At 33.9% G+C, this 20900-nt stretch carries 12 protein-coding genes; 3 read left to right on the top strand and 9 right to left on the bottom strand.

The genetic code is table 11. The features are described 5' to 3' along the window. Nucleotides 1-492: 492 nt before the first annotated feature. The 7 genes from AC4FQ3_RS17475 to AC4FQ3_RS17445 all read right to left on the bottom strand — a co-directional run bounded on the left by AC4FQ3_RS17475 (nt 493) and on the right by AC4FQ3_RS17445 (nt 15668). Nucleotides 493-2559: a beta-N-acetylhexosaminidase gene (locus tag AC4FQ3_RS17475; RefSeq protein WP_491182681.1), complete on the bottom strand. Its 2067-nt coding sequence runs from the start codon at nt 2557-2559 to the stop codon at nt 493-495. A 162-nt stretch (nt 2560-2721) separates the two neighbouring features. Beyond that, on the bottom strand, nt 2722-4659 hold the full coding sequence (nagB, locus tag AC4FQ3_RS17470; protein WP_042565024.1) for a glucosamine-6-phosphate deaminase: 1938 nt from the start codon (nt 4657-4659) through the stop codon (nt 2722-2724). A 112-nt stretch (nt 4660-4771) separates the two neighbouring features. Further along, nucleotides 4772-6361 carry a RagB/SusD family nutrient uptake outer membrane protein gene (locus tag AC4FQ3_RS17465; protein ID WP_042565025.1) on the bottom strand — a complete coding sequence of 530 codons (1590 nt, stop codon included), beginning with the start codon at nt 6359-6361 and terminating at the stop codon, nt 4772-4774. Nucleotides 6362-6371: 10 nt separating this feature from the next. Next, complete coding sequence (locus tag AC4FQ3_RS17460) at nt 6372-9389, bottom strand: SusC/RagA family TonB-linked outer membrane protein (RefSeq protein ID WP_491182680.1); 3018 nt, start codon at nt 9387-9389, stop codon at nt 6372-6374. Nucleotides 9390-9725: 336 nt separating this feature from the next. Continuing rightward, nucleotides 9726-10751: a glycosyl hydrolase family 18 protein gene (locus tag AC4FQ3_RS17455; protein WP_491182679.1), complete on the bottom strand. Its 1026-nt coding sequence runs from the start codon at nt 10749-10751 to the stop codon at nt 9726-9728. A 196-nt stretch (nt 10752-10947) separates the two neighbouring features. After that, on the bottom strand, nt 10948-12468 hold the full coding sequence (locus AC4FQ3_RS17450; protein WP_491182678.1) for a SusD/RagB family nutrient-binding outer membrane lipoprotein: 1521 nt from the start codon (nt 12466-12468) through the stop codon (nt 10948-10950). Nucleotides 12469-12479: 11 nt separating this feature from the next. Next, nucleotides 12480-15668, bottom strand: coding sequence for a SusC/RagA family TonB-linked outer membrane protein (locus tag AC4FQ3_RS17445; RefSeq protein ID WP_491182677.1), 3189 nt, complete (start codon nt 15666-15668; stop codon nt 12480-12482). 268 nt (nt 15669-15936) lie between these two features. Between AC4FQ3_RS17445 and AC4FQ3_RS17440 the strand changes: the two genes are divergently transcribed. From AC4FQ3_RS17440 to AC4FQ3_RS17430, 3 genes are all read left to right on the top strand, one after another. Beyond that, nucleotides 15937-16989, top strand: coding sequence for a sensor histidine kinase (locus tag AC4FQ3_RS17440; RefSeq protein WP_042565029.1), 1053 nt, complete (start codon nt 15937-15939; stop codon nt 16987-16989). Further along, nucleotides 16979-17680, top strand: coding sequence for a LytR/AlgR family response regulator transcription factor (locus AC4FQ3_RS17435; RefSeq protein WP_042565030.1), 702 nt, complete (start codon nt 16979-16981; stop codon nt 17678-17680). The genes AC4FQ3_RS17440 and AC4FQ3_RS17435 overlap by 11 nt, the downstream gene beginning before the upstream one ends. Before the next feature lie 178 nt (nt 17681-17858). Continuing rightward, nucleotides 17859-19295 (top strand): MFS transporter, encoded by a 1437-nt coding sequence (locus AC4FQ3_RS17430; RefSeq protein ID WP_302096850.1) that lies wholly within the window; start codon nt 17859-17861, stop codon nt 19293-19295. A gap of 198 nt (nt 19296-19493) precedes the next feature. Here the strand turns inward: AC4FQ3_RS17430 and AC4FQ3_RS17425 are convergent, their stop codons facing one another. Next, nucleotides 19494-19988, bottom strand: a complete 495-nt coding sequence (locus AC4FQ3_RS17425) for a hypothetical protein (RefSeq protein WP_491182676.1) — start codon at nt 19986-19988, stop codon at nt 19494-19496. Nucleotides 19989-20079: 91 nt separating this feature from the next. Then, nucleotides 20080-20736: a fructose-6-phosphate aldolase gene (fsa, locus tag AC4FQ3_RS17420; protein ID WP_042565033.1), complete on the bottom strand. Its 657-nt coding sequence runs from the start codon at nt 20734-20736 to the stop codon at nt 20080-20082. Between the last annotated feature and the right edge of the window lie 164 nt (nt 20737-20900).

The following is a 20900-nucleotide window of genomic DNA, read 5'->3' as shown; positions in this document are numbered from 1 at the left end:
GGTTAATAGAAAATAAATATTCCAATTACAACATCTTACATGTCAATTTCGACACATAAAACACAACAATCGGGATTCAATAAACTGCAATAAAAACATTGCAATCCGTTGGAAATTACTTCATCTTACTTCTATAAATAAATATTACTATTACTGATTCTACCATAATCATTAGCAAATAGTATTGATTGATATTTATGTATAATTCTTTTAAAAAATTAGTATTACATACAAATGATAAATTTGGGAGAACTCATCAATCTAAATACTTGTTCTGTCATGTTTTTTATTCTTTTTATTTGGTTTTTTAAGGTTAATACTCTTTTAATGGTTATTTTTTAATGATTTTTTTGGTTAATTTTTTTGAAGTCCGAAAAAAAGTTTTGTACTATTAAAGTCTTATTATAATTACCTCTACTGAAATATTCCAGTAGAGATAATTAGTAATCTAAAACAATCATTGTAACTTACTAAACTAATTCAACTCAAACTTTATATTAATTTCTTCAGACTCGCATAAACTGCCAGCTCCACATCTGCATGATCTTTTGTGTTACATTGCTCAATTAAACTTTTTAAATCTTCTTTCTTTAAAGTCGATTTGTTATCTAAAACAAGTAACAATTCCTGCGATGCATCATTTAATTTTTTTGATAAAGGTAAAATTGGCTGTACTAACGGTGCATTGGAACCCAACTCAACTAATCCTTTATTTACTGCAATCCATTTGTTTAAAAATCCTGCTACTTTTGCTTTATTCTCTGGTGTTTTATTGGCCAGATATTGCGTTACTGCCTCATCAAAAGCCAAAGCATCTTTGGCATCTGGCGTACACGCATCGGCAAAAAGTGTAAACGGAGAATACATTTGATATTCTGTTCCGCCTTTATTTCTGGTATATCCTTTTAACGGTTCGCAAACATTTGCAAATTCGTTAAGTGATTTTATGTTTTGGTTATTGGCAATGTTTCTTAAAATAACCGCTTTGTTGCGAATATGCGTTAATCCCAATTCTTCTAATCTAAAAGAAACTGTTTCCAGACGTTTGCGCATATTGGCAACATCTGTAATATCTTCGGCAGACCAAAGTCTTTCTGCAATGGCTGCTGTTCTTGGCCAAACTCTTGAATCTATTGTTGATGGTGTTGTAAGCTCTGTCCACATTGTGGCTTCTCCACCCAATATTTTTGCTTTTTCTTCTGCAGTTAAATCAGCGCCTTTTGGCATTGGATCGTTTAAATAATGACTTGCAATTGGATACATCAAATCAATGTAATATCCGTTTGACAATACTGTTTTGTATCCTTTTTTTACTGCATCTACTAATGACTGACCCGCTACAACACCTTCATTTGGTCCTCTCCAGGAATGGATGATGGCTTCTTTTGACATGTTTTTTGTCAAAATTTCTTCCCAACCCATTAATTGTTTTCCGTGTTTTTTAAGCATTGGCACTAATTGCATCGTAAAATAGGTTTGCAATTCGTGATTGGTTGTTAAATTATTTTTCTTTTTAAATGCCTGAATTTTTGGGTTTGCATCCCAATCTTTCCCCTCATTTTCATCTCCCCCGATATGAAAATAAGCTCCGGGAAATAAAGGGCAAACTTCATCAAAAAGTTCACTTAATAATTGATACGTTTTAGGATTTGAAGGATCTAATGTTGGCGAAAAAATACCTGCATTTCTTTCAACTCCATAGGTCGCAATTGCGGTTCCCTGAATGTTTTTTTCTGAAGTTCCACCTGTCAGCGTAATCACTTTGCTTCCTATTTCCGGGTACGCCGTAAGAATTGCAGATCCGTGACCAGGAACATCAATTTCAGGAACGATCAAAATACCGCGCTCATCAGCGTATTTTACGATATTTTTGATTTCCTCTTGTGTGTAATACATTCCATCCGAAGCTAAATCGATTAATTTTGGATGTTTTTTCATTTCTATTCTCCAACCCTGATCGTCTACTAAATGCCAGTGAAAAACATTCATTTTCATGGCAGCCAGTCCATCAATATTTCTTTTGATAACATCTACAGGCTGAAAATGTCTTGCAGCATCTATCATTAAACCTCTCCATGTAAATCTTGGAAAATCTGAAATTTGTGAGTTCGGAAAATAAAATGAGGTATTATTATTCTGCAACATTTGCAATAACGTTTCAAGACCGTGTAAGGCTCCTAAATCGCTGGTTGCATTTATTGTAATTTGGTTTTGTTTGATGTCTAAATGATAACTTTCATCTTCATATAAACCAATTTTTCCGCTTTTGGTACAGTTTATCTGAAGTTGGGCTGAGGGGAATTCATTTAGTTTCGTAATAAAACCCTGTTCGAAAAAAATACCGGTTCTACCATCTAAGCGACGTAAAAAACGTGTTACTCCTCCAAAAATTCTTGGATTTGGATTTCCGGTAATGTTTACTTTAAAGTTTTTGGTTAAAGCAAAATTTCCGTCGTTTAAAACAACACTTTGAGGCCAGGGCATAAGATTCAACTGCTCTTTCTTAATTTGAGCAGTAGAAGTTAAACCTGCTAATAGTAGGACTAATAAATATTTCATTTTAATTTGTTTGAAAAGATGTCACCGGGGCAACATTAATAAATTGGATAACAGAAAAACAAATTCAGACGACTTTCTAGAAACCCTCACAAATCGCTATGAAAGTCAATCTGAATTTTGTAGTTTGATTCGCTCTCACCCGAATCCTTTTTAAAAACAACGCTAATAGTCAAAACGCTTAAACGCCTCGATAGCTTCATACTCAGCCAAACCTAAATCATCGTATAAGATGGCTGTATTTTTATTACGATCTTCTGCCCTAACCCAAAATTCTCTGGAGTCGTTTCCTTGAAACATTACTCTGTCTTTTTGAGACTGGTGGTATAAAATCGCGTGACGTTTCAATAATACTTCTGATGGAGAAAGCGGAACGGCCATATCAATTTCATGAATATCCCATTCGTGCCAGGCGCCTCGGTAAAGCCACAACCAGCAATCATCCATGTATTTCTCCGGTTTCAATTGTTTCATGGCAGCAAAAATTGCATTTAAACAAACTTCATGTGTTCCATGCGGGTCTGCCAAATCTCCGGCTGCAAATACCTGATGTGGTTTTATTTTTGCAATAATATCTTTTACAATGGCAATGTCTTCTGGTCCCAGCGGATTTTTCTTTACTTGTCCTGTCTCATAAAATGGAAGATCCAGGAAATGAGTATTCTCATCTTTTAAGCCAATGTATCTTGTTGCTGCATAAGATTCTCTTCTTCTGATTAGTCCTTTTAATTTTCGAACTTCCAAAGAATCAATTTGATTTTCTGATTTGCTATTCAAAAAGTCAATAACAGATTTGAAGTTTATTCCGCTGCCGGCTTCGCCAATAAAATCTTTGGCAACCTCAGCAAATTTTAATGCTTCGTCGTCTGTAACAGCTATATTTCCGGAGGTTTGATATACTACGTGTACATCGTGACCTTGTTTTATCAATTTTGAAAAAGTTCCTCCCATAGAAATCACATCATCATCCGGATGTGGACTAAAAAGAATCACTCGTTTTTTTGCAGGATTGGCTCTTTCCGGACGATGTGAATCGTCTGTATTTGGCTTTCCACCCGGCCATCCTGTGATGGTATGCTGCAATACGTTGAACATATTGATGTTCAAATCATAAGCAGAACCTTCTTGCGCCAAAAGATCAGACATTCCGTTATTATTGTAATCACGGTCTGTTAATTTTAATATCGATTGTTTTGTTTTTTGGCATAACCAAACAATCGCTTTGCTTTTTAATTCTTGTGTCCAGATACATTCTCCCACAAGCCAAGGCGTTTTAAAACGTGTTAATTCTACCGCTGCTGACTGATCTAAAACGAAAGTCGCATTGGGATGGTTTTGTAAAAATGTAGCAGGAACTTCTGAACTGATATCACCCTGAATAGTTCTTTTGATGATATCGGCTTTGTTTTGTCCCCAAGCCATTAATACGATTCTTTTTGATCTCATAATGGTAGAAACTCCCATAGTGATAGCACGTTTTGGAACGTTGTCTATACCATTAAAATCTGATGAAGCATCTACTCTTGTAATGTGATCCAGTGTAATAATTCTGGTTCCGGAGTTAATGTGTGATCCCGGTTCGTTGAAACCTACGTGACCTGTACGCCCGATACCTAATAATTGAAAATCAAGTCCTCCCGCATTTTTAATATTCATTTCATAATCGATACAATATTGATTTAATTCATCAATAGATACCGTACCATCTGGAATATTAACATTTTCAGGTTTAATATCAATATGATTAAAAAGATGCTGATGCATGAAATAATGGTAGCTCTGATTGTTCTCTTTTGTCATTGGATAATATTCATCCAGATTAAAAGTGATTACATTGCTAAAACTCAGTCCTTCTTCTCTGTGCATTCTCACTAATTCTTCATAAACTTTTATAGGAGAAGAACCTGTTGCCAAACCCAATACACAAGATTTATTTTTTTCTTGTTTGGTTCTGATTAATTGTGCAATTTCCTGGGCAACGATTATTGAAGCTTCGGCAGAACTTTTGAAAATTTCGTTGTGGATTTTCTCAAATCTGGTCTCTTCAAATTTCCCTGCACTTTTATAGCTGATATCAGGTTTTATTTCTAAAGCACTTTTCATTTTTTTCTTTTTTTTGTATGTACAATTTTGGTTTTTGAAATGGTATAAGCAATTTTCACTGCTTATACCATTTACTAACCAAACTTAAAATCTTATAATTCTTTGATATTTTTTAGAAATTTGGAGCAGTAGTATCCCACCATAGTCTGGTTCCTCCTGTATCAGGACCGCCTAATTTTGAAATTCCACTATCTACACCACCTTGATTACTTGATTTCTCAGATTGAACAAAGTTTATTCTTCTTACACCGAACTCAGTTGTAATCGTATTTCCGCTGTAATTTTTAAGTACCGGGAAAAGTTTAGGATAACCTGTTCTTCTGTAATCAGACCATGCTTCTTGTCCTTCAGGGAAACCTGCAATCCATTTTTGAGTAATAATTTTTTGCAGCTTAACTTCGTTAGTTGCAGCTTCATCCCAGGCAACAGTAACATTATTAACTGCAGGAGAATTATTTACAGGAAACTTAGGATCAACATAATCTTTAGGCAATTTTACATTATCAGCCATATAAGCTGCTACACCTGCCGCATCTCTTTGTCCGAATGACGCAGCAATACCTTGTTCATATAATGATTTGGCATCGCCTCCCATATCCCATCCTCTTAATGCACCTTCTGCTCTTAAGAAATAAGCTTCAGCGGTTGTCATTAAAACAATTTCGTTAGATTTTGCAACAGTTCCAAGACCAGAAAAATCCTGGTGATCTGCTTTTGCCGCAATATCAATTCCGGTACGAACACCTTTGTATTGACCAGGAAATTGAGATGATGTATCAAAATAATTCTCCATTCTTGGATCTTCGTATCCACCCATAATTGATTCCATATCAGCAGACATACGAATATCTAACCATGAACCACTAATTGTTGCAAGTGGATTTGTATAAACTGGAGATACAATTTTAAATAAATCACCGTTTGACTGCATCACACCAAATTTATGAGATACCGCTTTTTCTGCCTCAAGTTTTGCTAGTGCAGGGTTTACTTTTACTATACGCATTGCTAATCTTAGACGCAAAGTGTTAGCAAATTTTACCCATTGTTTGTATTTTCCTTTGTATCCTGATAAATCAGTAGTTTTAAAAGTACTTTCTCCACTATCTCCATCATCAACTCTTTTTGTTAAATCTGCAACTGCAATATCTAATTCATTAAAAAATTGATTGTAAACTTCTTGTTGGCTGTCATATTCTGTTGGACTTGAGTTTCCGTATTTAGAATATATAATTGGACCAAAAGTATCTGTTAGCCTGTGCATTCCTTCAACTTTCAAAATCAATGATAAGGCATAAAACTGATCGAATTTTCCTTTTGATTTCTTTTCGATATCTACAGCATTATACATTACATTTTTATAGGCATAATCCCAGATAAAACCGTTCCAACCATCAACTAATGAATATGTTGTATTGTTAATACCTCCTGCAAAACCTGTTGGAGTAGCCATGTAACCTGACCAAATATCACTATTTAGGTTTTGTTGCAATTGGTATACCCACTCAAAATTAGCAGTGATTACCTGAATATTATTAAAGATAGGTGCAAAACCTTGTTTGATATGATTAAAATCCTGCTCTAATAATTCTGGTGTAATACCTTCTTTATTAGTATTAATTTCTTCAAAATTGTCTGTGCAACCAAACGTTGTCAACAATGAAATACAGACAGCTGCTTTTGTTATATTATTTAGTTTCATGTTTTTAATTTTAGAAAGTTACGTTTAAATTAAGACCGATACTTCTAGTAGATGGTAAACCATAAATATCTACTCCTTGTAACCCTTGACCTGTACTTAATGCAATGTTTGGATCAAATGGCGCATCTTTATAGATAAAGAATAAGTTTCTAGCAATTAAAGAGACACTTGCAGATTGAATAAAAGGTAAAGCTTTTGGATTGAAATTATAACCGATAGAAACTTCTCTAACGCTTACATTTGTAGCATCATATACATATTCTCCTGTAATACCTGCTCTACCTCCAACTTGTGTATAGTAAGATTGTGCGGTTACATTTGTTACTGCTACGCCATCGCTTGCTCTAACGCCATTTATTGCTACTCCACCTGCATTTCTTGCATCTCCAGTTGCTTTTGAAACTCCAAATGAATCATTTTGAGCTTCTGTTAAACTCATTACATCACCTCCAAAACGACCATCAATCAATACATTAGCAAAGAAAGATCCAAATTTGAATGAGTTTGACCAACCTAACATGAAATCCGGATTAGAATTTCCAACTTCTTCGAAATCAGTTTTTTGAAAAGTTCCGTCATCATTTAATAAAATTCTACCCTGATCGTCTTTTTTAAAGTTGATTCCTTCAATTACTCCATAAGGTTTTCCTTCAACCAAAGCATATCTATAGCTATTTACGCCTGCTTCTGTTAAATTTACTCTACCTCCTAATTCAGTAGGGATTTCTTTTACCTTATTTTTGTTTTGAGAAAAATTCACAGCAGTATCCCAGGAAAATTTCTCTCCTCTGATGATTCCTCCACTTAAAACAACCTCAATACCTTTATTTTCTATACTTCCTGCATTAATTCCATAAAAATCATAACCTTGATCGTTTACCGGAGCTACTACTTGTAAGTATTGGTTTTTAGTTTCTGAGTTGTAGTAAGATATTTCAAAACCTAATCTGTTATTAAACATTCTCCACTCAGTACCAAATTCAAATTCAGATTTTAACTCTGGTTTTAATGTTTCACCTGGTCTTGGACCAACTTTAGGGTTTATTCCTGAAATTCCCGGCTGAGAATAATATGTAGGATCAGTAACGAAAGGATAAATATCATTACCAACTTGTGCGTAAGTACCACGAACTTTAGCATAGTTAATCCATTCTGGCAATGTTGTCATTTCGCTAATAAGAGCTGTTACCCCCACAGATGGATAGAAATAAGAATCATCTACCGTAGACGACCAGTCATTTCTTCCTGCAAGATCTAAGAATAACATGTCTTTATATCCAAAAGTAGTAGCTGCAAAAACTGATTGCACTTCTCTTTGAGAATCTACTGTTTGATAGTTACCTGTGTTGTTATTAAAATTATGAAGTGTAAACCAGTTTGTAATATTCAAACCTCCACTAATTCCAGAATCTAAAATTGTTTTTTGATTCGTTAGTGTATTTGTAATACTTGTACCAATATTTGCATTGAAGGTAAAATCTGAACCAATTTTTGTGTTAATTGTCGCGATTAAATCAGCATAACGTTGTGTACTTAAAGAATTTTCATTGATATATCTTCCGTTTACATGAGAAAGCGTTCCTTGTGTTGTAGCATATATTTTTTTATCAAAAATACTTGTTACTCTATTATAACTATATCTGGATGCAATACTTAACCAATTGTTAGCTTTATACGTTAAAGATAATGCTCCATTAAAGAAATCGTTTTTATCTTCAGATCTGTTTCTGTTAATTGCCCAATATGGATTTTGCATAATATCTCTATTAGTCATCCAGTTTTGCGCCATTAAGTTTCTCGTAGGATTAAATACTTCATAATTATCTCTGTAATAATCAAAATCATTTCCTCTTGGCATTAAATAAACTCCTGTTAAAGGGTTAAAGTAAAATCCGTTTACTGGTTTATTTGCAATTGTTTGAGATGTATAATTTGCATTAGCAGAAAATATCAATTTATCTTCAAAAAATTTAGCTGTTTGTCTAACTCCAAAGTTGTTTTTCTTTAAGCTGTTTCCAGGTACAATTCCTGTAGCCGAAGTATTTGCATAAGAAAATGCCGTAGAAGAATTTTCAGAACCTATTGAATATCCTATTGAAGTAATTTGAGTGGTTCCTGTATTGAAGAAATCTTTTACGTGATCTTTTGTTTTTCCTGCTGGTCCCCAAGACTCATCAGCACCTGGAGCTGCAACATAATCTGTTTGAAATTTAGGCATATAAGCCGCTTCTTCAAAAGTAGTAACAGATGAAGCAGAAATATTAGCTTTTCCTGTTTTGGCTTTTTTAGATGAAAGTAAAATTACACCATTAGCTCCCTGAGATCCGTATAATACAGAAGCTGCAGCACCTTTAAGAACTGTCATTCCTTCGTAATCATCCGGATTTATTAAAGATACAACATCTCCACCATCACGGTTACCACCTGATAAACTACCAAATGAATCATTTGGCTGACCTGAACCTGAATTTAACATCGGGATACCATCAATTACATATAAAGGCTGACTGTTAGAGATTGAAGAATTTCCACGAATAACTACTTTTGTAGATCCTCCAGTTCCACCAGAACTTTTAGTTACGGCAACACCGGCAATTTTACCAGCGATAGTATTAATAACGTTTGCATCTTTTACACGAGTTAACTCTTCACCTTTTAGCTCCTGAGCAGCATATGTTAAAGATTTTCTCGTTTTCTTAATACCTAATGAAGTTACTACAACTTCGTTAAGTGCGTTTGATGCTGCTTGTCCCATTTTAACGTTAATTGTAGTGGCATCACCTACAACTATACTTTGTGTTTCAAGACCAACATAGCTAAAAACTAATGTTTGTCCTTTTTGTGCTTCAATTGAATACAAACCGTCAAAATCGGTGCTTGCACCTTTTTGACCTCCTTGTACTGCAACAGACGCCCCTGGTAACGGCATCCCATCAGAATCTGTAATCACACCTTTGATACTTTTTACCTGAGCAAGCGAAACTTGCGCCGTAAAAGCAATCATAAAGATTAAGAAAATTTTTTTCATGTTAATTTATTTTGTTAGTTATGGTGTAAATTTATTCTTAAGGGATTGTTAAAAAAAATTATTTATACAAACGGCTTTATTTTTTAAACCAACGACATAAAACATTCAATAATGCGTTTCACGAAAACGTTTTCAAATTAATAAACGCTAACATTTTTAGCAATTATTAGAATTATATTTAATAAAAAAGAGTATTTACTTAATAATTGTGCATTATCATTTTTTTAGCATTAAAACCGATATTTACATAATAATGAAGATATTAGCTAAACCGAAACCAAAAAATTAACAAAATTTAAAGAATAGTACAGAAGTAATGGAACAATTAATTGAATATTAATTGCCACACAAACCTGTCGTTTTTATTTTTAACGAAGTATATTTTTGATGAATGACATCTAAAAGCGAATAGTTGTCAAAAGAATCCTGGGCAATTTCCCAAATCATAATTCCACCTGTGTTTTGAGAAGCAAATTCTACTTTTTGAGTTATTGTAGGTCTTCCGTTATAATAAATTTTTCCAACCTCATCCTGATCTGCAAATTGAGTTCCTGCAGATACAATTTCTCCATAAGTTGAACTTGTAACTTCTTTATAAGTAAAATTATAACCATAAAAAGGAACTCCCAAAGTCAATTTTTCGCTTGGCACATTTTGCAGTTTATGCCAAAAATCTATTCCGGCTTTTGCGTTTTCAAAAGAGCTGTGTTGTCCCGGATTATCCGGTGTCCAGGGTCCGGTGCTGTCATACGACATGATATTTAGAAAATCAAATACATTTAAAGCTTCCTGACTTATATTTTCGAAACGCGAATTATTAGGCAGGGCCGCCGTTAAAAGTTTATTTTTCGTTGTGAGTTCTTTTCTTAATTCTAAAACAAAACCGCTGTAACCTGTTGTCACAGCATCCCATTCGAGATCAACATCAACTCCATCCAAATGATGAAGTTCTGTAAAATTTATAATGTTCTGAATTAAATTTGGCCTGTTTTCCGGATTATCAATTAGATATTTCCAATTTGAAGCTACTTCTTCAGATAAAACTCCGCCTGCGAGCGAAATGCTGATTTTAATATTAGGATTAACTGATTTTACATATTTTACAAGTACGTCAATATCTCCCGTAAAATTCAAATTTCCATTTTTATCCGGATTTGCAAATGCTAAATTGAGATGCGTTAATTTGCAAAACTGAATCAAATTCATTTTATCAAAATTATCCGAAGATAAATACCCCACTACTCTGGCTGTTTTATTCTTTGAATTTTCCGAATCAATTTCTTTTTGATGTGAACAGCTATAAACTGAAAAAAGGGAACTTAGAAAAAAAAGGATGCCTAACAAGGCTTTATTTTTTATCATAATTTTTAATTTTAAACTATTGTTTTTAATTTAATTAGAATGAAAATAATACCTTATTAGGCATGACTTTATGTTTGGGAATTACCCTTTAATAGTTTCTAACAAATAGAAAGTTTGTGCTTATTTTTTTTCACGCAGATTTTGCAGATTAAGCAGATTTTTTAATTTTTAATTTTTAATTCCATAAAGTAACTAGCTAGTTTACATCCCACCAAACTTTACCAAGCCAGTCATTTTTTCCTCCCATTCTTGATAAGGCATCTAAATAGTTTTTCTCATTTTTTTGCATTTCATCATTCGGATAATACAAACGTGTTGGTACAACACCACCTGTTCCTGAATCTGAATTTGTTATGGGCACTAAATGAGGATAACCTGTTCTTCTCCAGTTTGAATAAGCTTCTATACTATTAAATAAATAAGTAACCCAAATTTGTGTTCCTATTTGCTCTTTTTCTGTTCCGGCTACCAAAGGATTTGCATTTACATATGCATCTATATTTGCCTGAGTTGCAGGCGCAGCACCGTAAATTTCCATTTGTTTAATCCCTGCTTCTACTCCATTTTTATAATAATCAGCGGCAGAGCCTGAAACCCAGCCTCTCACAGCTGCTTCGGCCAATAATAATTGTGTTTCTGAATAACTAACATGTAAAAAAGGAGTTGTTCTTAGTTTTAAATAAGGCTGTATTCCAGAGGCCGAATTTGATCCACCGGGAAGATCCCATCTAAACATTCCCGGCTTAACACCTTCATATAACGTTTCTCCCGGCTGTATTGGCGACCACGGAACCACGCTGCTGCTTGTTTTTGGAGTTGCGATCATGGTTAATCTTGGATCGCCATTATCTCTTAAAAAATCTATTAATAAAGAACTAAAATGGTCTCCATGCTCATCTGAAATAAAACCATAAGATAATCCATTTCCTCTATAATCCAATCTGGATGGGTCATCACTAAAAGGAAAATCCAAATGATGCATAATACAGTTGTCATCATTACTGGCAAAAACGCCATTTTGAAAAGCGGCTTTTACTTGTTTTTCAGCTTCTGCTGGATTTACTTCAGAGATTCTCATTGCTAAACGCAAACGCATTGTATTGGCTAATTTTTTCCATTTTGCAATATCTCCATTATAAAACAAATCTCCTTTTACTGCGCCTCCTCCGGCATTTAACTGATTAAAAGCTTCGTCTAATTCTTTGAAAAAAGAAGTGTAAATATCTTCCTGTTTATCATATTTTGGTGTTACAATTCCCTGAGAAAATCCCAATCCGGCTTCTGAATAAGGTACATCACCATAAATATCGGTTAAACGATGTGCGATCATTACTTTCATAATTTTAGCAACAGCATTCATGTTTACTGCTGCAGGATCTGCACTGGTATTATCCAGAATATCGACAATACTTTTTATTTCGTGGGCATAAACATTTCTCCATAAAGCGACTGCATACTCTTCGTTATTTTTAAATTTGCTGCCATATTCTGTTACTGCCCAGGAACCTGAATAATGCTGCACAAAACCTCCGGCATATATAAGGTTGGTTCTGTGTTGGTAATATCCATCTCCGGACATACACAATTGAGTAAAGGTGAGCTGTCCTGCCGGATTTGGAGATAACGCCACCGGATCTTTTACCAGTTCGTCAAAATTTTCTGTACAGCCAACTACCGTAAATACTGCAAGTATGGCTACTATATATTTAATTTTCATAATTTACTTTTTTAGAATGTAACTTTAATATTAAAACCATACGATTTTCTTGACGGTAATGAACCATACTCAAAACCTTGTCCGTTTCCGGAAGTGTACATAGACTCAGGATCAATATTTGGTAAATCTTTATTAAATGTCAATAGGTTTCTGGCAAATGCCGAAATATAGATTGAACTTATTTTTGAGCTGCCAAAAACACTTCTGGGTATTGTATAGCCTAAACTTACCTCTCTTAATTTAACGTATGAAGCATCATAAATAAAAGGTGCCGGTGTATTTTCAGTAACATTTGACCAATATGTTTGAGGATCTACAGGAGTCGTATTTTTTACATAAACCGGATTTTCAGCCGTTCCCGTATTTACAACTCCGTTTGCTACATAACCTGCTGTTGGAGTCCAATTTCCTACATTGAAATTTGGATCATTTGCTGCGGCTTCTGCTCTTGCAGCATTGTAAGCATCTCTTCCTTCTGTAGTTACATCCAAAAGTCCTTTTCCTGCGGCAACAGAGTTTGTCATAGAATATACATCCATACCAAACTTCATATCCAATAAAAATTGAAGTGTAATTCCTTTATAAGAAAATCTATTGGTTAAACCTGCCGCCCAATCCGGAAGCCCTTTTCCTAATTCTACTTTTGTATCTGTGTAAACAGGAAGACCGTTTGCCCCTACAATCATTTCGCCGGAAGGTGTTCTTTGAAAATCTTTACCAATAATAGTTCCGTATTGTCCGCCAACCTGAGCTACAATTGCTGCTCCGGCCCAGCGAGCCTCAGAAATAGTATAAGTATTAATGTCAGGATGTAAAGAAAGAATTGAGTTTTTGTTTTTTGAGAAGTTCAAATCAATTCCCCACTCAAAATCTTTAGTTTTAATTGGTGAACCCGATAAAAATATCTCGATACCTTCATTACGCAATTTCCCTGCATTTACAGAAAGAAACTCATAACCCGATGTTGCAGAAGATGCTAAATCAAGCGTTTGATCTGCAGTATCTTCACGGTAAACTGTTATATCAGCTTTTAATCTGTTTTTAAAGAAAGCTGTTTCCAATCCAAACTCAATTCCTGTTTTTGATTGAAAAGTAAGATTCGCATTTGGTGCCGATGAATTTTTTATATTCACAACACTTTGTCCGTCATAAGCAGAATAAGTAGTATAATTTAATGCATTTTTATAAGCACCCGGTGCATTCGAAACTTTTGCCCATGATGCTCTCAATTTACCATAAGAAAAAGTATTGCTCTGAATAGCAAATGCATCTGAGAATACAAAACCTAACGAAGCTGCCGGATAAAAAGCATCTTTGGTTATCACACTAAACCAGTCATTTCTTCCTGTAAATTCAGCATATAAATAACCTTTATAATCAAATTTTGCAGAACCGTAAACAGAATTTGTTCTTGTTTTGGTTTCTGATGGTGCGTTGATTGTCTGAGTCGAAAAATTACTAATATATTCTGTTCCCGGCTCAATAATATTTGTTCCCTGGCTAGAATTTTCCTGTCTTCTAAAATCTCTTCTGCTTGTTCCTAAAATTCCTGAGAAAGTCAAGTCATTAGCCAATTTAATATCGCTAAAAGTAGCTATGATATCAGTATTCATTTCAGAAACCGTAATATCATTCAATCCAAGATAACCTGTATCTCTGCCCGGCCAGGTACTTCCTGCCGCCATAAAATCTTTAGTGCCAAAATTATAAGTATCTAAACCGGTTCTAAAAGTCAATCCAACCCATTTTTCAAGTTGATAAGTTCCCGTAACATTCCCCATAAAACGATTTTTCTTAGAGGTGTTATGATTGGCATCTACTGTAAAATATGGGTTTAATTGATAAATATTATTATTCCACTTGTAGATTTCTCCTGTATCCGGATCTTGATAATTTTTCAACCAGGCCTGATCGATATTGGGTGCTAAACCACTCAAAGAATAACCTACGTTGTTTGGAGAATCTCCCAAACCTGGTCTGTTTTCGGTGTTTTCAACCATGTAATTTACATTTGCCGCCAAAGTAAATTTTTCTGATTTTAAAGTAGCATTCAAACTGGCATCATTTCTTTCTAAACCTGAACCCGGAACAACATCATCATTTTTAAGATTGTTGAATCCAAAACGAATATAGGCATTCTCACTTCCGCCAGAGAGCGAAATTCCGTTAGTTGTTGTAAATCCCGTCTTAAAAAAATCCTGAATATTATTGTCTACTTTGGCATAAGGTTTCATAGAACCATCAAATATTATAACCTGTTGCCCAACTGTTTCCGAGAATTTCGGTCCCCAGGCACTTGTAGTATATCCGTAAATTTCAGAAGGCGCTTTTGAAGGGTCCGGCAAAATCCCGTGAGATCCCGTTCCATAATCACTTTGAAAATCCTGATATTTAGCATTTACTCTGTCAAAACTAACACCGCTGGTAAGTTCTACCTGTAATTTACCTTTACTTCCTTTTTTGGTTGTAATCAAAATTACACCATTCAAAGCTCTGGAACCATATAAAGCAGATGCTGCTGCACCTTTTAATACAGTCAGACTCTCAATATTATTTGGGTTTATACTTGAAATTCCGTCACCGTTATCTCTTCCATCAAACCATTTGCTTGATGCTGCAGTATCATTAGACAAACCTGTATTATCAATAGGAACTCCATCTACAATATAAAGCGGCTGGTTATTCTCGCCTATACTAGAAATCCCCCTAATAATAACTCTGGTACTTCCGCCGGCACCTGTAGCTGGTATAGAAACATCTACACCCGCAATTTTACCAGAAAGTGCTGTGGCTACATTGGTTGTAATTACCTTATTCAACTGGTCGCCTTTGATGTCCTGAACTGCGTAACCCAGTTCCTTCTTTTGTCTCTTAATACCTAATGCCGTAACTACAACTTCATCTAAGTTTTGGGCATTTTCTTCAAGCGCCACGTTTACTTGCGGAGAATCTCCAATTGTTACAACTTTAGTTTTAATTCCAATGTATGAAAATACTAAAACATCTCCTTTTGATGCTTCAATACTGTACATACCATCATAATCTGTTTGTGCTGCCTTCGCTGTTCCCTGGATAAGAACAGTAACTCCTGGCAACGGCAGTCCTTTTTGGTCGCTTACTAAACCTTTGATTGTTTTTACTTGTGCAAGAATAACCTGCGACGTAAAAAAAACAACAAAGATTAATACAATTTTCTTCATTTTTGTCATGGTTTTGTTGGTTAAGCGATAAATCTATTGTTAAAATTAACATAAATAAAACTTTTTAAACAAACTACCCTAAACCTTAAACAAACAACAGAAAACAATCAATAATACGTTTTACGAAAACGATGCCTTTAAAAAATAATCGACGAAATGCCATTTTTGATAAAATTTTATTCAAAAGAATTGCGTTTTACCAACTAATTGTTTAAAGTTGCAAATTATTATTCCTAAGAATAATTACATTAACCCCCAATAATCAAAATTGAACGAAATTCAAAAATTAAAATTTGAAATAAAACTGCAAAATCATATTTGGTTTTGGGGAAGTTACTTTACTCTTAACTTTTTAAGATGGGGAGCCTATTTTAATGACTATCCTTATTCATTCAAATCTAACCTGATTGAATTTTCATTGCACATTCCGTTAGTCTATTTTAATCTTTTTGTTTTGGTACCGAAATTTGTACTAAAACAGAAATATATTCAATATACTTTTGCCTTGATTTTAAGCCTTTTCGGTATTTATTTATTAAAAACCGCACTTACCTATTATATTATATCTGAGAATATCTGGCCGGAAGCCAACAGAGAATATCATCCGTTTGAAATCAATCATATTGTTGCTGTTTGCATTGGCGAATTATATGTATTGGCCATGGCTTCATCTGTTTACCTGACTTTAACCTGGCTAAGGGAAAGAGAAAGAAACAGATCATTAAGAGAAAATCAGTTTAAAATCAAATTGAAATATTTGGAGAATCAAATTCAGCCGCATTTTTTCTTCAATACCTTAAATAACTTATACGCCTTATCTTTAGAATCTTCAAACAAGGTTCCCGACGTAATTATCAAGTTATCCAATTTGATGGAATATGTCTTGTATGATGTTAAAGGAACCAAATTTGTTCCGCTTATAAAAGAAATAGACTATATTCAGAATTATATTGAAATTGAGAAGTTACGTTTTGAAAATGTAGAAGTTACGATAAATCTTGAGTCGGATATTGAAGATATTGTTGTGCCTCCGCTAATATTTATTTCGTTGGTTGAAAACGCCTTTAAACATGGCGGACTAAACAATAAAAACTTAAAAATCAAGATCAATTGTAAAGTTATTGATAATAAAAGGTTAGATTTTGAAATCTTAAATAATTTTGTAATTTCACAAAATCTTAACCCGAAAAGTGGTATTGGATTAGTCAATACCAAAAAAAGACTGAAATTAATTTATAAAAATGATTTCAGCTTAAAACACAAAACAAAACTAAATTACTATATAATCCGCTTGCAAATACCTATTCATAATGAAGATTAAATGCGTATTGATTGATGATGAGCCTTTGGCTATCAAAGTCTTGCAAAATTATTTCAACAATTTTACAGATTTTGAAGTGATCGGTACATTCAATAATTCTCTTGAAGCACTTGATTTTATCAACAGCACAACTGTTGATGCTGTCTTTTTAGATATCAATATGCCAATGATGACAGGATTTGAATTAATTAGTTTAATCGAAAACAAAACCAAAGTCATTATCACAACAGCTTTTAGGGAGTTTGCAGCCGAAAGTTATGATCTTGATGTTCTTGATTATTTAGTAAAACCCATTCCGCTGCCCAGATTTATAAAGTGTATTAACAAGATTACTACCGAATACAATTTAAAAAACAATATTAAGGTCGAAACCACAAAAGGTGATTCTCATATTTTTATTAAGGTTGATAAAAAAATGATGAAAATCAATATTGAAGAAATCCTTTTTATCGAAGGAATGAAAGAATATATTAAAGTTGTTACGCCTGATAAAACCTATATTACACACAAATCCCTCACTTCTTTGTCTGAAGAATTGCCGGCAGATCGTTTTTTGAGAATTCATAAATCATACGTTATCGCCCTAAATAAGGTAAAATCTATCGAAGGAAACCGCATACAGATCCAATCTTACACCATTCCTATTGGTAGAAATTACAGTAAAGATGTTAAAAACAAAATTTTAGAGTAAATACAATTTCATTTTTCATTTTCTAAGTAGGTTAAAATTAACACATTGTTGAAAAAATGATGCCGTTGGTTTAAATTTAACATTATTTGTGCCTTTTTATTTTTTTTTGAAACACTTAACAAATATATTTACGGTCTTCAAAAAACAATAAAATTAAAAAATTAACCTTATCACAATTATGAGTTCAGAAAATGTGCAAACTAAGTGGGGACAGTTTATTCCTCTAGTTATCGTATTCTTCTTTTGGGGTTTTGTCGCTGCAAGTAACGACATCTTGATTCCTGTTTTTAAAACAGCCTTCAACTTATCTCAAGGAGAAAGTCAATTAGTATCTTTAGCTTTTTATATCGCTTACACCGTAGGATCGCTAATATATATGGGAATCTCCGCTTTAATCAAAGAAGATTTAGTTAACAGAATAGGATATAAAAACGGTCTTTCATTAGGTTTACTTATTTCTGCTCTTGGAACATTATTATTTTATCCGGCTGCAAACACAGGATCTTTTCCTTTAATGTTATCTGGATTATTCATTGTAGCACTTGGCTTTTCATTACAGCAAACAGTTGCAAACCCTTTAGCAATTGCTTTAGGACCAATCGCAACAGGATCTCAGCGTTTGACATTAGCAGGTGGAATTAACAATTTGGGGACTACAATCGGACCGCTTATCGTGAGTTTTGCAATCTTCGGATCAAGCACAGGATCATCTACTTTAAGTATCGAGAGTGTAAAAATTCCTTATTTAATACTTGGTTTAGCCTTTTTATTAGTGGCTATTTTATTAAAATTCTCTTCATTGCCAGACAGACCGGCTCTAATCGAAGAAGAAATCGCACACGATGGTACAACAGCAAAAAAATCTGCATTACAATATCCACAATTGGTAATGGGAATGATTGCTATATTTCTTTATGTTGGTGTTGAAGTTTCTACTGCAAGTAATTTACCTGCATACATGGAAAGCAAATTAGGGTTTTTAACTCAGGAAGTTGCTCCTTATATCTCTTTATATTGGGCAAGTTTAATGATTGGCCGTTGGACAGGAGCTATCGAAGCTTTTACTGATAAAGCCAGTTTACAACAAATATTACGTTTTGTAGCACCATATTTAGCGTTTGGAGTATTCCTGGCTGTAAATGCAATTGCAAAACACGATTTAACACCGTTTTACATCTACGGATTAATTATCTTAGTATTAATTGCTGCTGATATTGCAAGTAAAGGAAATCCTGCGAGAATGTTATTAATCTTCTCTGTTTTAGGAATTGTTGCTTTAGCTATCGGAATGTCGACTAGCGGTATTGTGAGTGTTTATGCTTTTACAAGTGTTGGTTTATTCTGTAGTACGCTTTGGCCATGTATCTTTACATTAGCAGTAAGCGGACTAGGAAAAAATACAAGCCAGGGAAGCAGCTTCCTAATCATGATGATTATGGGTGGTGGAGTTATCAGCTGGTTACAAGGTTTTGTTTCTGAATTCATTGGTATTCAAGCAAGTTACATTGTAGGTATCTTATGTTTTGCTTACCTTGCGTTTTACGCATGGAGCGTGAGCGGAATTCTTAGAAAACAAGGAATTAACTTTGACAAAAAACTTTCAGGAGGGCACTAAACTTCTTTAAATAACAATATAAAAAATCCCAAATTCCAATTTTATAGATTGGAATTTGGGATTTTTTAGTTTTATGATTTACGTCTTGTAAGCAAACCCAACAGGTTTTAAAACCTGTCTGGTTTATCGCCGGGTTTGTCGATAAAAAATTCCAGCCGAAATTGGAATTTGGAATTTATTTTTTGGAATTTATTTTTTTTACTTCGCATTAATAATATTGCTTAAATTCTTTTTAAAAACAGCTTTATTTTGTTCCGATAAAGTATATACGACATCTTTATCGGCATGAATAATCACTTTATCTATATTCGTCGCTAAAAGCGCTTTTGGATCCTTAATTTTTAATGTACAGGCACCATCAAAATAACCATCCTCTTCGATTGTTTTTTTGGCAGCCAGAACAGTTCCATCACTTAAAACAGCCGAAATTGTCATTGTACTGTTTAATGTGCTTGAATAAAAACCATCCATTACCAACAATAATCGGTATGAATTTTTCATTTCAGGACCTCTAAACTCGTGACGTGTAATATTATAACGTAAACCTTTTGCCAAAGTCTGGAATTTTGAAGTACAATCTAATTCAAAAGTAGCCACATCTCCGGCTTCGTTTACAGATGTTAATACTTTTGCCTGGGAATTTGCAGTGATATTTACTGCCAAAAATGCGAAAATCAGAATAAGTTTTTTCATATGTCATTCTTTTTGAGACACATAAAGATAAAAAAAAATCACCATCTTTCTTACAAAAAATGGTGATTTTTAATTATTTATTTAAAGTAAACTATTTGTTTCCTTTCTCAAAATCAGCAACAAACTGAGCTAATCCAATATCCGTTAAAGGGTGTTTCAACAATCCGTAAATTGCAGAAAGTGGTCCAGTCATAACATCAGCTCCAATTTTAGCGCAGTTTACAATATGCATTGTATGGCGCACAGAAGCAGCTAAAATTTGAGTTTCGTATCCGTAGTTATCATAAACCAGTCTAATTTCTTCGATCAGGTTTAAACCGTCTGTAGAAACATCATCAAGACGACCAATAAATGGAGAAACATAAGTAGCTCCAGCTTTTGCAGCCAAAAGAGCCTGACCAACAGAAAATACAAGTGTTACATTTGTTTTGATTCCTTTATCTGAGAAATATTTCGCAGCCATAACGCCTTCTTTTGTCATTGGCAATTTAACTACGATTTGATCATGTAATTCAGCTAATTCTTCACCTTCCTTAATCATTCCATCATAATCCAACGCATTTACCTCAGCACTTACATCGCCTTCTACAAGATTGCAGATGTCAACATAATGTTTCAGGATATTGTTTTTTCCTGTAATTCCTTCTTTCGCCATCAATGACGGGTTAGTCGTTACACCATCCAAAACACCTAAAGCCTGTGCTTCTTTAATTTGAGCTAAATTAGCTGTGTCAATAAAAAATTTCATAATTATATCTATTTAATTGTGTTGATTCTATTTGATGTCTTCGGCAACCGTAATCCGGTTTTTGCCGTTATCTTTTATTCTTTTTAATTCACAAAGAATGAGCCTGCTCACCTTACATAAATTTCGGTGCAAAATTACAACTTATAATTTTCCCAAAATTAAAA

This window comes from Flavobacterium sp. AK-345 (assembly GCF_058310175.1).
Note: the sequence above shows the minus strand (reverse complement) of the source record. Positions and strands in the feature narration are given on the sequence as shown.

What these genes read in the sequence shown, in the direction of transcription:
- AC4FQ3_RS17475 (WP_491182681.1), bottom strand. Translation starts at nt 2,559, where the DNA reads ATGAAATATTTATTAGTCCTACTATTAGCAGGTTTAACTTCTACTGCT.
- nagB (WP_042565024.1), bottom strand. Translation starts at nt 4,659, where the DNA reads ATGAAAAGTGCTTTAGAAATAAAACCTGATATCAGCTATAAAAGTGCA.
- AC4FQ3_RS17465 (WP_042565025.1), bottom strand. Translation starts at nt 6,361, where the DNA reads ATGAAACTAAATAATATAACAAAAGCAGCTGTCTGTATTTCATTGTTG.
- AC4FQ3_RS17460 (WP_491182680.1), bottom strand. Translation starts at nt 9,389, where the DNA reads ATGAAAAAAATTTTCTTAATCTTTATGATTGCTTTTACGGCGCAAGTT.
- AC4FQ3_RS17455 (WP_491182679.1), bottom strand. Translation starts at nt 10,751, where the DNA reads ATGATAAAAAATAAAGCCTTGTTAGGCATCCTTTTTTTTCTAAGTTCC.
- AC4FQ3_RS17450 (WP_491182678.1), bottom strand. Translation starts at nt 12,468, where the DNA reads ATGAAAATTAAATATATAGTAGCCATACTTGCAGTATTTACGGTAGTT.
- AC4FQ3_RS17445 (WP_491182677.1), bottom strand. Translation starts at nt 15,668, where the DNA reads ATGAAGAAAATTGTATTAATCTTTGTTGTTTTTTTTACGTCGCAGGTT.
- AC4FQ3_RS17435 (WP_042565030.1), top strand. Translation starts at nt 16,979, where the DNA reads ATGAAGATTAAATGCGTATTGATTGATGATGAGCCTTTGGCTATCAAA.
- AC4FQ3_RS17430 (WP_302096850.1), top strand. Translation starts at nt 17,859, where the DNA reads ATGAGTTCAGAAAATGTGCAAACTAAGTGGGGACAGTTTATTCCTCTA.
- AC4FQ3_RS17425 (WP_491182676.1), bottom strand. Translation starts at nt 19,988, where the DNA reads ATGAAAAAACTTATTCTGATTTTCGCATTTTTGGCAGTAAATATCACT.
- fsa (WP_042565033.1), bottom strand. Translation starts at nt 20,736, where the DNA reads ATGAAATTTTTTATTGACACAGCTAATTTAGCTCAAATTAAAGAAGCA.